At 63.2% G+C, this 15082-nt stretch carries 12 protein-coding genes; 8 read left to right on the top strand and 4 right to left on the bottom strand.

All coding sequences use genetic code 11. The features are described from left to right. Positions 1-44: 44 nt before the first annotated feature. The 5 genes from OMP38_RS00710 to OMP38_RS00690 all read left to right on the top strand — a co-directional run bounded on the left by OMP38_RS00710 (position 45) and on the right by OMP38_RS00690 (position 9314). Complete coding sequence (locus OMP38_RS00710; protein WP_277563474.1) at positions 45-1841, top strand: extracellular solute-binding protein; 1797 nt, start codon at positions 45-47, stop codon at positions 1839-1841. A 104-nt stretch (positions 1842-1945) separates the two neighbouring features. Beyond that, positions 1946-4945 carry a glycoside hydrolase family 2 protein gene (locus OMP38_RS00705; protein WP_277563473.1) on the top strand — a complete coding sequence of 1000 codons (3000 nt, stop codon included), beginning with the start codon at positions 1946-1948 and terminating at the stop codon, positions 4943-4945. Further along, entirely contained in the window at positions 4938-7625 is a 2688-nt protein-coding gene (locus tag OMP38_RS00700) for an alpha-L-rhamnosidase (protein ID WP_277563472.1), read from the top strand. Before OMP38_RS00705 ends, OMP38_RS00700 begins: the two co-directional genes overlap by 8 nt. 126 nt (positions 7626-7751) lie before the next feature. After that, a complete protein-coding gene (locus OMP38_RS00695; RefSeq protein WP_277565124.1) occupies positions 7752-8426 on the top strand; it encodes a GNAT family N-acetyltransferase in 675 nt (224 codons plus the stop codon). A gap of 66 nt (positions 8427-8492) precedes the next feature. Next, a complete protein-coding gene (locus OMP38_RS00690; RefSeq protein ID WP_277563471.1) occupies positions 8493-9314 on the top strand; it encodes an MBL fold metallo-hydrolase in 822 nt (273 codons plus the stop codon). 180 nt (positions 9315-9494) lie between these two features. Here the strand turns inward: OMP38_RS00690 and OMP38_RS00685 are convergent, their stop codons facing one another. From OMP38_RS00685 to OMP38_RS00670, 4 genes are all read right to left on the bottom strand, one after another. After that, on the bottom strand, positions 9495-9890 hold the full coding sequence (locus tag OMP38_RS00685; RefSeq protein ID WP_277563470.1) for a type III secretion system chaperone family protein: 396 nt from the start codon (positions 9888-9890) through the stop codon (positions 9495-9497). A gap of 64 nt (positions 9891-9954) precedes the next feature. After that, positions 9955-10134: a hypothetical protein gene (locus tag OMP38_RS00680; protein ID WP_277563469.1), complete on the bottom strand. Its 180-nt coding sequence runs from the start codon at positions 10132-10134 to the stop codon at positions 9955-9957. Then, positions 10109-11953 (bottom strand): hypothetical protein, encoded by a 1845-nt coding sequence (locus tag OMP38_RS00675; RefSeq protein WP_277563468.1) that lies wholly within the window; start codon positions 11951-11953, stop codon positions 10109-10111. The genes OMP38_RS00680 and OMP38_RS00675 overlap by 26 nt, the downstream gene beginning before the upstream one ends. Positions 11954-12040: 87 nt before the next feature. Then, the gene (locus OMP38_RS00670) at positions 12041-12670 is read right to left on the bottom strand and encodes an eCIS core domain-containing protein (protein WP_277563467.1); all 630 of its coding nucleotides are present in this window, start codon (positions 12668-12670) and stop codon (positions 12041-12043) included. Between the two features lie 245 nt (positions 12671-12915). On the opposite strand from OMP38_RS00670, the gene OMP38_RS00665 reads away from it, so the two are divergent. The 3 genes from OMP38_RS00665 to OMP38_RS00655 all read left to right on the top strand — a co-directional run bounded on the left by OMP38_RS00665 (position 12916) and on the right by OMP38_RS00655 (position 15077). Beyond that, positions 12916-13293, top strand: coding sequence for an ATP-binding protein (locus OMP38_RS00665; RefSeq protein ID WP_277563466.1), 378 nt, complete (start codon positions 12916-12918; stop codon positions 13291-13293). A 14-nt stretch (positions 13294-13307) separates the two neighbouring features. Beyond that, positions 13308-13649: an STAS domain-containing protein gene (locus OMP38_RS00660; protein ID WP_277563465.1), complete on the top strand. Its 342-nt coding sequence runs from the start codon at positions 13308-13310 to the stop codon at positions 13647-13649. Between the two features lie 63 nt (positions 13650-13712). After that, positions 13713-15077: a PP2C family protein-serine/threonine phosphatase gene (locus tag OMP38_RS00655; protein ID WP_277563464.1), complete on the top strand. Its 1365-nt coding sequence runs from the start codon at positions 13713-13715 to the stop codon at positions 15075-15077. Positions 15078-15082: the final 5 nt, after the last annotated feature.

Here is a 15082-nt window from a genome sequence, read left to right as displayed (position 1 = left end):
ATCGCCGATAATTATAAATCTCGACCATTCATAGGAGGGTTACAATGAGAAAGAAAGCTACCCTTAAGCTGGGGGCCATGATGCTGGCGACGACTTCGCTTCTGCTGTCCGCCTGTTCCGGCGGCAACAACGGCAATAACGGCAACAGCGCTTCGCCTTCCGCGACCGCGTCGGCAAGCGCAGGCGCAAGCTCGGCCGCGGCAAGTCCCAGCGCATCGAGTGAAGCAGCCAAGGATCTGGTCACGCTCCGCGTGCTGGTCATGGAGCCGGGCACCAAATGGAACAAGTACAACGAAAGCCCGGTCGCCAAAGCGATCGCCGACAAGATCGGGGTCAAGATCGAATACGTCGAAGCCGACGAAAACAAATTCAACGTCATGCTGGCCAGCGGTGACCTGCCCGACATCGTCCGCTCTGACGTCAACAAATACCAGAAGCAGCTGATCGAAGGCAACTTGATCGTCCCGATGGACGACCTGCTCGCCGATCACGGCAAGGACATTACCGCGAACATCCCGACCGTCGTCGACTTCAGCAAGAAAAACTGGAGCAACGGCACGGGCAAGCTCTACTTCCTGCCGCCGCAAGTTCAGGCGAAGTCGGGCAAGTTCGTCCGTCCGATCACGATCGGCCCGACGATTCGCTGGGATTGGTACAAGGAAGCCGGCGCGCCCGAGGTCAAGACGATGGACGACCTGCTGAACGTCGTCGATCAGATCGTGCAGAAGCATCCGAAGACCGACGACGGCAAAAAAGTATACGGCGTCTCGATGTGGCAGGATTGGGGCCTCTGGCCGTATACGATTCCGCCGATCATTTTCACCAACATCGCCGGCGTGACGAGCGACCTGACGATGCACGAGACCGGCAGCACCAAGTTCATCAGCACGCTGACCGACGAGACGTCCAACTTCTGGACGGCGATGAAGTTCTACTTCGACGCCAACCAGCGCGGCCTGCTCGATCCGGACAGCCTGACGATGAAAAACAACGATTATATGGCCAAGGCGACTTCCGGCCAAATCGTCGTCGGACCGGCTACGTGGGCGATGGGCGACTTCAACGCGCAGCATACGAACGACGGCAAAGGCTTTATCGTCATCCCTGCGGGCAAGTACGCCTGGACGGGCGAGATTCGCCCGCTCGGCTGGCAGGACAAATCGTACAGCATCTCCAAGAGCTCCAAAAATCCGGAGAAAGCGATGGAGTTCCTGAACTACATTTATTCCTACGAAGGCGCGAGAACGATGTACAGCGGCGTCGAAGGCCAGAACTGGAACCTGACGGACGGCAAGCCGACGCTGACCGAGGATTCGCTGGCGCTCAAGGCGACGGGGGGCATTCCGCTCGAGTCGTCCGGCATGTCGCTCGACCTGAACATCATCGGCCTCGGCGGCGACGTCGCCAATCCGCAGGACGGCCAGCCGCTCAACCTGTTCAATACCGAAGAGGCGCTCGTCAAGGCCGCGACGCCGCTTGAAAAGGACTTCGCCCAGCACTATGGCGCTTCCTACTCGGGCGAAGTATTCGGCAAGCTGATCAAAGAAGGTAAGCTCGTGTCCGCTACGACCTGGATGGACAACATGAGCGAGGATCAAGTGCTGAAGGAAAACACGGTGCCGGGCGTAACGCTGACGGACGACTGGAAAAAGAAAGAGGCTTCGCTCAAGGAGCTGGCCACGCGCCAGGCGGCCAAGATCATTCTGGCGAAGGACGAAGCGGCCTACAACAAAGCGAAAGCCGAAGCGCTCGACGCCTTCAAGAAAGCGGGCGCGGACGACTTCACGAAGTTCTACAACGACGAAGTCCAAAGACTGAGAGCGGAGCACGGCCTGCAATAAAGGCCGCCGCGCGCGGCATAGCCGCCTTGACAGGGAGCCGGGGGCCGAAAGGCGCCGGCTCCCTGTTTGCTCGAAAAACGAATTCGGAAGGGAAGCGGGACGGCATGACGGAACGATACTTGGACGACGTGCAGGACGAGGCGTACCGCAAATCCTCGTTATATGGGGACGCGGCCTGCGAGGCGGAGGCGTCTTTGCCTGCGCGAAAGTCGGCTGCGGAGGTACTCGACGGCGATGGAGAAGGAGACTGCGAGATTGACGGCCACGGGCCGGAGCGCATTTCTTTGTCGGGCAGCTGGCGCATGCAAGACAGCGAGCCCGCCGACCCTGGCGATCCGGCGCCGAATACCGGCTGGTTCGGCCGGAAGGCCAAGGCAAGCCGCGGGATGGCGGAGAAATGGTACGCGCCGGGCGCAGATCGAAGCGGCTGGCGCGAGGTGACGGTGCCGACGACGGTGCAGCGCGCGCTCGTCGGGCTTGGCGAGCTCGCGGATCCGTATTGGGACACGAATACGATCGACGAGCTGGAGACTTACGGCCAGCCGAAGGAAACGCCCGTTTGGTTCCGCCGGACGCGGGCGGAGCGCAGCGACTGGTGGTTCGCTCGCAGCTTCGAGGCGCCGGCCGACTGGCGGGGGCGCCGGCTCACGATGCGATTCGAGGGGATCGATTATTCAGGGACCGTGTTCCTGAACGGCATGTCGCTCGGCCATCACGCGGGCATGTTCGGCGGCCCCGACCTCGACGTCACGCAGCTCGTCGACTTCGACGGACCGAACGAGCTGGTCGTCCGCATCGATCAAGCGCCCGAGTCTTGGAACGGCATCATGAAAGGAAGCCCTGGCTTCGGCTGGCACTACGGTCATCTGATCTCGCTCGGCATCTGGAAGGACGTATGGCTCGTGGCCGAGCCCGACGTCGCGGTCTCCCAGCCGTATGTCGTGACCCGGTCGATCGGTCCGGAAGGCGCCGTGCTGGAGATCGCATACAGCGTAGACAGCTCGCTCGAAGAGCCCGTCCCGCTCGAGGTCCAGGCCGAGATTCGTTTGCGGGCGGGCCATGCAGAGAAGGGAGACGCTGACAAGGCTGAATGCTTCAGATTTGTAAGCAACGTTGAAGCGCCGCACGGACGCAGCCGTTATAAGACCGAGGTGACGCTTCGTAACCCGTCGATATGGTGGCCTGCGGGGTACGGCGAACAGCCGCTCTACCGGTTAAAGCTTGGTGCCAAGCGTGCCGCAGCGACCGATGCGGAAGGACGGGGCCGCGCGACGGTGAATGGGGCGCCTTATAGCGGAGGGGCAGCCAACGCGATCGCCGCCGCCGGCACGGAGACGACGTTCGGCGTGCGCACGATCGAGATGGCCGCCGCACCCGGCGCCCGCCCGGAAGTCGATTACCGCTGGCAGTTCGTCGTCAACGGCGTGCCGATGTTCATCAAGGGCGCGAACTGGTGCTGGCCGGATCCGATGCTCGAGCAGCGGGAGGCGCTGTACGCGCGTCTGATCGGATTGGCGCGGTGCGGACACGTGCAGATGCTGCGCGCATGGGGCGGCGGCATCGTGGAGGAAGACGCGTTCTACCGGTTGTGCGACGAGGCGGGCATCCTGGTGTACCAGGAGTTCCCGCTATGCTGGGGACCGATGGATGCGCCGCATACCGATCTTGGCGTCCTCGACCGGCAAGTGACCCGATCGGTGAAGCGGCTGCGCAACCATCCGTCGCTCGTCATGTGGGGCGGCGGCAACGAAAACGGCGAGCACGGCGGCGCGGACGAGGCGCTGCACCTGGTCGGCCGCCGCTGCCGCGGTCTCGATCCGTACAGGCCGTTCCACCGGACCGACCCGTGGGGCGGGAGCGCGCACAATTGGAACGTGTATCATGGCGGGGAGCCCCTCGATGCGGCAACGCTTGCGATGCCGTCGGTATTTTACGGGGAATACGGCGTTCCGAGCATGCCCGCGCGGTCGAGCTGCGTCAGATTCGTGCCCGAGGAGGCGCTGTCCGCTTGGCCGCCGACGGAGGAGAGCCGGGGCTGGCTGGCGCATTTCCATCAGTTCTCGCTGAAGGACGTCATCAAAGTCATGCGTTACGGCTCGTACGGGCCGATTCGGGATTTGGACACGTATATCGCGTATTCCCAGGCGGCGCAGGGCGAATCGATTCGTTTTGCCGCTGAAATTCAGCGTGCTGGCGCGTCGGAGGGGAAGACCGGCTTTTGGTATTACAAGTTCACGGATTTGTTTCCCGGCCATTCCTGGGGCATCGTCGATTTTTACGGGACGCCTAAACTGTCCTACTATCAGGCGAAACGAGCATGCAGTCCAAGGTCGGCGTTCGCGACCTATGACCGGATCGGCGGTTGGCGGGCGGGCGAGACGTTCGTGGCGGAGCTTCACGCGGCAAACGACACGCGCGATGCGTTGCGCGGCGCGGCGGCGGACGCGACCTTGTACGATAGCGGCCTATGCGAGCTATGGTCGGGCCGCTATGACGTCGAGCTGGAGGCGAACGGCCGGGTTAAGCTGGGCCGGATCGCGTTCGCGCTGCCCGGCGAGGCCGAGCGACTGACGCCTTTTTTGCTGGCGGTAAGGCTCCAGGACGAAGATGGCGCGGCGATCTCCGATCAGTGGTACGAATTCAATGCGCAGCCGAAAACGAAAGACCTGATCGCGTTCGAGCAAGCGCATCTGCATGACGGCAACGAGTATCCGGGCGCGGCCGCCGAGGAGGCGTTCGCGCTGTACGCAGGGCTGCCGGACGCGCCGATGCGCCGTCTTCCGAAGACATCGCTTGCGCTGTCGGCCGAACGTTACGACGGGGGAGGAATCATTCGCATCCGCAATACGGGCCTCGTGCCCGCGGTTCGCGCGACGATCGAAGGTTTCCCGGTCGATTGGGACTGCTACCTCGCGGACAATGAGATCGGGCTGCGCCCCGGCGAGGAGGTAACCATTCCGTACGAAGCGCCGGAAGGGACTGCGCTTGCCGGATTGACGGTTCGCGCATGGAATGCGCCGGCTGTTCCGGCTGACTTTGCGCCGGAAGCGACAGCGGCTGAGTCGCCGAATGCTAACAACCAGGGAGGTCACGGCCATGTCTAACCAAACAAGCCGAACCGCATTCGAAAAAGCGGTTTGGATCGCCGCGCCGGTCGCCGATCATCGAACGTGGAACGAATTTGCGATCGAATTCACCGTTGTTCCGGAGTCCGGCACGCTGGAGGTGCTGTTCGGCGTTCAGTCGGAAACGCGATACAGCGGCTGCGCGCTGGATGCCGCGTCCGGCAGCGTGACGTTGTTCGCGTTTGCGGACGGGGCGCGGCAGCCGCTGGCGCAAGCCATGGCGCCAGAGCTCGCGAACCGCGCAATCTCCATTGGGGTCAGGCTTGAGCGAAGCGCGGAGGAGGTCGCCGTCTGCATAGGCGGACGCACCGTCCTCTCTGCGAGCGAATCCGGGCGCACGCCCGGCACGATCGGATTCAAGACAGAGACGGGCGGGTCTGCCGTATGCCGGGACTTGCGCGTTTACTCGCCGGACGGACGCATCCTGTACGTCAACCGGTTTTACGATCCCGCCGCGATTCAGTTCGGCGGCGGACGCATCGACGGTTCGGGGAGCGGCTTGCGGATGGACGAGAATGTCCTGGCCATCTGCGAGGCGCCCGTCGCGCCCGACAGCCCGCTGCTGCGCAAGGACTTCGCCATGCCTTCGCCCGTCGCCCGGGCGGAGCTTCGCGTATATGCCCTCGGCTGGTACGAGCTTAGCGTCAACGGCGCCAAGCCCGATTCCCGCGTGCTGACGCCCGCGAACTCGCCTTACGACCGCAGGCTGCTGTATGACGTTTACGACGTGACCGGCATGTTGAAGAAGGGGACCAATGCGATCGGCCTGTGGCTCGGCAACGGCTATAATATGAATTATTCGCGTTGGGGCTGGAAGTGGAAACGAAGCAAGGCGGTCGCTTTGGAACTGACGGCGACGCTCGAAGACGGTTCGACGCTGACGGTAGCGACTGACGAGAGCTGGTTGACCAAGCCGAGTCCGCTGCTCGCGAACGACATATACGACGGCGAGACGTTCGATGCCCGTCTCGCGCAGCCGGGATGGGATTCGCCGGGATTCGCGGCCGAAGGCTGGATATGCGCGGCGCGCGCCGAGCCGCCCGAAGGCGAGCTTGCGCGAAGCGAGCAGCCGCCGGTTCGGGCATTTGCGCCGCTGCAGCCGGTTCGCGTCCTGCGTCCGCGAGACGGCGTCGCCGTTTACGACTTCGGGCAAAATATCGCCGGCTGGGCGAGAGCGGTCGTCCGGGGACCCGCCGGATCGCGGATCGCGCTACGCTATAGCGAGCTCATCGGCGCGGACTGCGCGATCGACCCGTGGACGAACCGCAACGCGAAGGCGACCGATACCTACATTTTGGGCGGCGGCATGGAGCGGGAGACGTACGAGCCCCGTTTCACGTATCACGGCTTCCGCTATGTCGAAGCGACCGGGGATGCCGAGCTGCTGGAGCTGTTCGCGGTACCGGTGCATGCTGCCGTCGCGGAAGCCGGTGAGTTCGAATGCTCGGACGAGACGGTGACCCGTATCCAAAGCAATCTCCGATGGTCCATCCTGAACAATCTGTACAGCATCCCGACCGACTGCTGCCAGCGGGACGAGCGAACGCCGTGCCTGATGGATTCGGCCGTCGTCGAGGAAGCCGCGATTCACAACTTCGGCATGCAGTCCTATTACCGCAAATGGCTCGGCGATATTCGCCACGATGCCGGCAATCCCGACTGGAGCGGAGACAAGGTGACGCTGCCCTGGTATTTGTACATGTACTACGGAGATCGCGAGACGCTGGAGACTTCTTATCCAAGCATGTCCGCTTACGTGGATACGCTCGCCGCGAAGTGGCCTGCCGGCATCGTCGAAGAGGGCTTCGGGGACTGGTGCGCGCCGAACGACGACGGCTGGGAAAATTACTTCAATGAAGTCGCGATCGTGAATTCGGCGCTGTACTGGCGCTTCGCGCGCATCGTATCCCAAGCGGCGGACGTTTGCGGTCATGCGGACGATGCTTTGCGCTTCTCGGCGCTTGCGGACCGTCTCGTCGACGCGTTCGAGTCACGCTTCCATGGAGGCAACGGTATCTACGGCAGCGGCTCGCAGACCGCGCAGCTGATGCCGCTCACGTTCGGGATGGTGCCGCCGTCCCGCGTCGGAATGGCGGTCGAGGGGCTGATCGCCGCGATCGAGGCGAAGGGCCGGCGTTTGGACACGGGCATTTACGGCACGCGTTATTTGATGGACGTGCTCGCGGATCACGGCCATATCGATCTGGCGCTGGAGCTGCTGACGCAGCCCGAGTATCCGGGATTCGGCTTTCAGATCGCGCAGGGGGCGACGACGCTGTGGGAGCAGTGGAACGAAAAGGGCGGCATGCACTCGCACGACCACGCCATGTTCGGCGGCATCGGCGCGTCCTTTTACACGCGTCTTGGCGGCATTGAGCCGCTCTCGCCCGGCTATGAAACGATCCGCATCCGTCCGCGCGTGTCATCGCGCCTCGAATGGGTACGGACCCGGTTGAAGACGGTAAAGGGCGAGATCGTCTCCGATTGGAGGAAGGAAGGGGACGCGCTCAAACTCGAAATCGAAATTCCGGAAGGCGCGACGGCCGTGATCGTCCTGCCGGAGCTTAGCCCAGGCGCCGCTTCGGCCGCGGATGAACGCCGGACCGGTCCGGGGCGCCATGCTTTTGTCGTCGCGGCGGTCCCCGAGGTGACAGATTAAACTTTACAAGACGATTCGATTCCTTTACGCTTGATTGCAAGAGCTGGCAATCGCACGGGAAGACGGGGATGCATGCCGCCCCGTCTTCTCCTTTTTATGGCCGGATAAGGAGGAGCGAGCATGGCATTGGAATATCGCAAGATCGAATCGATCGAGGATCCGTATTTTTTCAAGATGCATGATTTGATGGGGCGCGTGTTCCCGCCGGAAGAGGTTCTGGCGTTCGAGCTGTGGCGCGAGCCGCTGCTGGATCCGACGATCCAGGTATTCGTCGCCGTGCTGGACGGCGAGGTGGTCGGCGCGACCGAATACCGGTACCGGCCCGAATTCGCCGTGGCGATGACGGATTTTACGATCGTCGGGCGCCCGGGACTCGGGATCGGCCGGTTTTTGCTCGTGCAGCGCGAGGCGCACCTGAAGCGGCTGGAGGCGGAGAGCGGCGTGCCGATGCTGGGCATGTTCGCCGAGATTTACGATCCGGCGCAGCTGGACGAAGGGGAGGCCGCCGGTCCTGTCGGTCCGATGCATCCCGCGGTCAGGCGCGAGGTGCTGTCGCATCTCGGCTTCAAGCGTCTCGATATCCCGTACGTGCACCCGTCCTGGGATCACGAGGGCAAGGCGGTAGAAGGTCTCGACCTTTGCTTCCGGCCGGCGGACGATGCGCTGACTACGCTGCCTGCATCGCTTGCGGCGGGTTTTCTGCGCTGGTATTACGCCGCGCTGCCGAACAAGCCGGAAGCCTGGGAGACGATGGTCTCGCGTCTCGAGGCGATGGACAGCGTCGAGCTGCTGCCGATCTAAGCGGGTCCGCGCAGCGCGGAGGAACCGCTGTATAAGTCTGCGACATACAGAAAGAAGGTAAGCGAGTTGTCCGCATCTCATCATCAGGACTTGATCATCAAGGTGCTGGGGAACGGAGATTCCCTGGGCACGCCTCGCGTATACTGCGAGTGCGCAGTCTGCGAGGAGGCGCGCGGCGGCGGCCTGAACGTCAGGCGACGTTCGTCCATTTGGCTGAATACGGGCGAAGAAGCGCCGCTCCTCGTCGATTGCGGGCCGGACTGGCGCCATCAGATGGAGCGGCTCGGGGCGAGGCGTGTGGAGCGAGCGTTGCTGACGCATGCGCATGTCGACCATATCGGGGGCCTTGCCGAATGGGCAGACGCCTGCCGATGGCTGGAAATGACGGCCGAGCTGTTCGCGCCCGCCGAGGTGCTGCACGACGTGGCCACCCGGTATCCGTGGATCGGCGGACGGCTTCTTCATCGGCCGCTCGAGCAGGCTGGCGACCTGTTTTACGGCAGCTGGGCGATCCGCGCCTGGAAGGTGAACCACGGCAAAAACGGCTATTCGTACGCCTACCGCTTCGACCATCCTGACGGCGGATCGTTCGCGTATTGTCCCGATTCGATCGACCTGTCGGACGAGCAGAAGGAGCCGCTGCGCGGCTTGTCGCTGCTGATTCTCGGCACGAGCTTCTACGAGGAGCCTTATCCGATGTCGACGCGTTCCCTGTACGACGTCAAGGAAGGACTGCAGCTGACCGAGGAAGTCGGAGCGCCGTCAGTCGTGTTCACGCATATGTCGCACGATATCGACGCTAGGCGGGATTATGGCTTGCCCGCATGGGCGCGCTTTGCCGCCGAAGGCATGGAACTGCGGGTGTCCGCAGCAAAAAGAGGGGTCTAGTTCAAGACTAGCCCCTCTTTTTTGTTCGCCGTGAAACCGGCAATCCTGCGCCCCGCTTAAGAATCCAAGGCTGCGATCGCTTCGGCGGCGGGGCGGCTGCCCGACGCCACTTCGCCTGCCGTCTGTCCGAACATGCCAAGCGTCATGAGGAAAAGGTCGATGACATGAAGCGCGTCGAGCTCAGGCAGTTTGTTCCCGGCGCCGACGGCCCATACGTAGCGGTAATACAGCTCCCCCGGCGTCATTCAGGCTGAAATGTCCGAGCGGGAGACGGCTGTTGACCGCCATGAGCAGCTCGGCCAGACCTGCCCGAGCTTGCGATGCGACGACAGGCGCGACGACGGTGTAAATCTGCAGCAGGCGGATATCGCCGATATCCTCGTCATCGAGCGGCACGAAAGTAAAAGTCAAATAGCGTTCGCCGCTCTCGTCGTCGGCGTCGGGCGCGGCGAGGAGGGCGGGAATCGGCACGTCCCCGGTCGGTTCGAGCAGACGGCAGGGCAGGCCGGCTTCCTCCAGCGCTTGCTGCAAAAAGCCGAGCTCCGCCAGGTCGCGCGCATTCGAATAGTTGTCCATAAGCTCACCCTCTCGATTGGTGTTTATTGCAGATTAAATGGCCAGTGGCCGCCATGGCGCCCGATCAGCGCTGTTTCATGCCACCCACGAGCAGCTCGCGCTGCTTTTCGACGTTGCCGTTCAGGCGGTACAGCTCGGCCGTCGAGACGCCGCTCGCCGAGATGAAGTTTTCGACGCGCTTGTATTGCTTGAGGATGCTCTCGTCGCCTGGGCGGTATTCAGGCAGCGCGGCGACCATCTCCAATATCAGGTTGCTGTGCTGAATTCGCTTGGCCAGCTTGGCGGAGGAAGACTTGTCCGCGTTGAAAACGGCCTTGGTGACGCTCCAGGCCCCCCGGCTTGGCGGCGCGGTCGCGGCCCATCTGCTTGACCGTACGCGCCACCTTCATCGTCGCGCCGGCGCCTCCGGCGGCCGCCTTCAGCGGGATGCCGACCTGCGCACCAACGCCCGTGAGCGTCGCGATATCGCCGGCGATGTTGGTCATCTCCAGCCCGATCTCGATCGTGCCGCGAATCTGTCGCTTGCGGTTGATGTACTTCATTTCCTTGGCAAGCTCGTAATCCTGAATATCCTTAAGCTCCTGCACCTCGTCCGGCGATGCCGCCGTTCCAAGCGCGGTCAGCTCGTCCTTGCGCTGCTTGAGCTTGGCCGGGTCGGTGCCCGCGTTCGTCGTCCACAGGTGAACGCCGCCGAGGGTGCGCTTTTTGCCCGCCGTGACGTAATCCTTGTTTTTGCCGCCGGCGCCGTAAGCGGACTTGAACTCCCGCTTGGCCGTCGTCATCTTCATGGCGGATACGGTCGCCTTGACCGCATTGTACGTCTTGATCGTAATGGAAATGCCGCTGATGGCGATGCCGACGGCCGGAATGGCAGCGGCGAGGCCGGCGGTACCCATATCCAGTATATCCTTGATCGCCTTGACGGTCTTCAGGACGCCTTGAGCCGCTTGAAGGCTGTTTTCCAACGCGTCCAGCGTGCCGGCCACCGCTTCGTCCTTGCTCAGTCCTTCGTCGCTCATGCCCTTTTTGAACATCTCGTAGATGCCCTTGACGACGCTGAACGCGCTCTTGATGGCGGCAATCGCTTCTCCGACCGAGCCAGCCCAGTCGCTGACTGCGCCCGCGTCGCCGATATCGCCCGTGCCGTGGACGACGCCCGCATCGTTAATGAGGCCCGAGCCGCTTTCGACCATCTTCGTTCCGGACGCAGCGGTGTCGATGACGCCTTCGGCGACGTCCATTTTGGATTGCTCGGGATCTTTGATCGCGCCGATCGTTTTTTTCATGGCGATGAGGCCGCTCACGCCGGACATGGCGAATTCGAGCGGATTGGTGCCGACGTCCAGGTGGCTCTTCTGGTTTTCGAGCGCTTCCTTCTGGTCCTCAGCGCCCTCGACGCCCTTCAGATTGTCGATCGCGTCTTCGAGCTGTTCGGATTTGGTGCCTGGGACGAGGGTGCCGAGCTCTTTGAGGTTATCCGCGGTCTCGACGCGTTCTTCCGTTCCTTCTTCAGCTTGGGGATTGGAACCGATGGAGGACAGCGCCGCTCCGGATTGCTGCGCCTTGATGTCGGCCAGCTTGTCGCGCGCGCCGGCGATGCCGCCTAGCGCCTTCACTTTGTCCTTGCGGATAAAGCCGTAATCGGAGCCGAACTTCGCGAGCTTCCAGCCGCCCGTCTTGTCGTACACTTCGTATACGTCCAGCTCGCCGCGATACTTGATCTTGCCGCCGACCATCGTGCTCTCGTCGACCTCGAACGACTCGCCGCCGCTGGCGTCAAGCTCCTTTTTGAAGCTGCGCAGATGCGCGCCGGCGAGCGAAGTCTGCTTCGAAGCGTTCGGAGACGGCATCGAGGCGGGAAGCTTGGCCGGATCGGTCAGCATCTGGATCAGGGCGGCGTTGCCGAGAGCGCGCTGGAGCTGCAATATGCCCGCGGGCGATTGCATGCGTTGAAGCGTCGCGGCGGCCGGCGCGGCGGACGAACGCGAGGGGACGGACTTGGCCTGCGCGGCCTGCGAGGTCGCGGGTCCCGCGGAGCGGGACGCGGCTTGAAATGAGCTCATGAACGCACGACTCCTTAGCGATGGGCGAGTGGAAAAGAAAGATTGAAGCGGCAGATCAGGGTCGATTCCGAAGTAAAAGGACGGCTTTCACGAATGCTGTACCGGCGTAAAAGGGGCGACATGCTCGGGCAGCCCGGGCGTCGGGCGGTCGGCCATCCGTTGGATCGTCGGCGCGGCTTGATCCGGCGTCGCGGCAGCGCGCTCGCCAAGATCGTCCGCTTCCTTTTCAAGGGCGGGATCGTCGTTCAGGCGCATCCCGCTCTTCAGCTGTGCGGTCGGCAGCACGCGCCCTTGGCGCTGCTGAACGACGTGGGCGAGCTCATGGCCGATGATTTTCTGGCCGCTCTGCGTGTCGGGGCTGTACTGCCCGGGCGCGAAATGGATGTCGTTGCCCTGCGCGTATGCAAGCGCGCCTACGCTCGACGCCTGCGAGGAGTTGGCGTGGACGTTGACGTTGGAAAAATCGGCGCCCATCACTTTTTCCATCTTGGCCTGGACATCGAGCGGCAGCGCGCCGGGACGCTCCTGCTTGCGCTGGGCGGGGACTTCCGACTCTTCCGGAGAAAGCTCGCCTCCGCGCATCATCTGCAGGACGGCCCGGTTGCCGACGGCCCGCTGCATCGCGAGCATCTGGATCGGCTTGCCCTGCTGCGGCTTGTCGGCTTGGCCGGTGCGGGAGGCGGCGGGCTTGCGGTTATGGGCATAAAGGCGGCTCAAGGTCGCGACCTCTTTTCCGTTCTGAGATTTGTTTTCTATTATAGCTTAAAATTTCCCGCGTAAATACGATTCGTTTGCCATAAACGGCTATTTTTTTTGTCGGATTATGGTATGATACGCGTGAATAATAACGTCTTGGCATCGCCTGACGGCGGACGGAGGGAAGCCATTGACCGCTTGGAACGACATGGCGCACGAGGGGGGCGGACGCGGACGGTAGCAGCGCGATCGCGCTGGATGAAGGTTTGTCCGCGATCGATACGCTGCATCGCTTCATGGAGTCGGCCGGCGACCGGCTGGGCTGGTCCGAGCGCACGAAGCTTCAATTGACGCTTGCCTGCGAGGAGCTTCTGACGAATATCGTGTCCTATGGGTATCCGGACGGCGGCGATCCCCGGATTCGGCTGATCGTCAAGCCGGTTGCGGGCGGCGCGAGGCTCGTTCTGGAGGACAACGCCGCGGCGTTCGATCCGCTGGCCAAAGCCGATCCCGACCTGACGCAGGACCTGGACAGCCGCCCGATCGGCGGGCTCGGCGTTTATTTCGTCAAGCGGCTGATGGACGAGCTCCGGTACGAGCGGCTCCCTACGGGCAACAGGCTGACGATGATTAAATACGAATAGACGAGGTGCGACGGATGGAATTGAAGTCAGCGGTAATGGACGGCGTCGCCGTTCTTACGATAGAAGGACGTCTCGACGGACAAAACGCATCGGAGGCCGAAGCGGCGTTCGTCGGTCTGGCCGGCGAGGGGCATACCCGGTTCGTGCTCGATTTTGCTTCGCTCCAGTATATTAGCAGCGCGGGGCTGCGGGTTGTGCTCGTGGCCGCCAAAAAAACGAAGGCGCTCCAAGGAAGTTTGATTTGCGCCGGCATGAGCGAAGCGGTACGGGAAGTGTTCGAGATGTCGGGGCTGCTCGGCATCCTCGAGACGGCGGATACGGCGGCGCAGGCGACGGCGGCGCTGGCGGCCCGATAACGGCCGGCGTCGCAAACGGCGTCCGCCGGCCGGGGGCCGACGGATGCGGAGGGGGAGAAGACGATGGACATGCTGTGGGCGGCGGTCGTCCCGGCGCTTGCGGCGGGCGGACTGGCCGGCGGCGCGGCCGTTTATTTGGCGTGCCGCTCCCGCGTGCGGCAGGCCCGTACGCTGCTCGATATCAGCTTGCAGCTGAACTCTACGCTGAGGCGCGGCGAGCAAATCGAGCTGATCGTCGAGCGGGCCAAGACGATATTGCCGGTCGAAGCGGCCTCCGTGCTGCTGCTGGACCGGGACAGGCAGGAGCTGTTTTTTGAGGTCGCCACGGGCGGCAAAGGGGATGAAGTCAAGCGCATTCGCCTGCCGGTCGGCGAAGGAATCGCGGGCCTCGTCGCGCAATCGGGCGACAGCATCGTCGTCAACGATCCGGGCGCGGACCCGCGCTGGTCGAGCCGGGTGGCGAGCGCGACGGGCTTCGAGACGCACAACCTGCTGACCGTGCCGATCGTTAAGGGCGGCCTGGTGGAGGGCGTGCTGCAGGTCGTCAACAAGCGGGGCCGCCAGCCGTTTACCGACCGCGACCGGCAACTGCTCGAAGCGGTCGCCCAGCCGATGGCGGTCGCGCTCGAGAATGCCAGGCTGTACGAACAGCTGGAGAGCTCGATGCACGCGCTGGCCGCGACGACCAAGATCAAGGATCGGCTCGAGAGCGAGCTGCAGATCGCCGGCGGCATTCAGATGAGCTTTTTGCCGCGCACGATGCCTTCGGCCCAGGAGCCGTACGACGTGTGCGCGCTGCTCAAGTCGGCCAAGGAGGTCGGCGGCGATTTTTACAACTTTTACAAGATCGACCAGAGCCGTTTGTTTTTCACGCTGGGCGACGTGTCGGACAAAGGCATACCCGCTGCGCTGTTCATGGCGGTCGCGCTGACGCTGCTCAAAGGCAAGATGAAGCCCGACCTGTCGCCGGGCGAGCTGCTGCGCATGGTCAACGATGAGCTGGCGGCGGACGATCCGATGCTGTTCGCGACGATCGTATGCGGCGTGTTCGACGCCGACACCGGCGAGACGACGCTGAGCGAGGGCGGACACTGCACGCCGTACCTCGTGCGCGCGACGGGCGAGGTGCAGCCGATCAAGCTGAGGAAAAGCCTTCCGCTCGCGGCGATGCCCGAGTCGAGCTACTACGATACGGTCGTGACGCTGGCTGAAGGCGATCGGCTCGTGTTATATACGGACGGCATTACCGAGGCCGAAAACGGTACGCAGGAGCAGTACGGCGGCGGAAGGCTGCAGCAGTTTTTGCGGATGACGCCGGGGATGTCGAGCGCCGAGGTAATCGACGCGCTGCTGATGGACGTTTTCATGTTCGCGGACGGCGCCCCGCAATCGGACGACATCGCGGTGCTGAGCCTGATGCGGCGATAAAGAAG

It is taken from the genome of Cohnella ginsengisoli (assembly GCF_029525555.1).
In the GTDB taxonomy this organism is placed as follows: domain Bacteria; phylum Bacillota; class Bacilli; order Paenibacillales; family Paenibacillaceae; genus Cohnella; species Cohnella ginsengisoli.
Note: the sequence above shows the minus strand (reverse complement) of the source record. Positions and strands in the feature narration are given on the sequence as shown.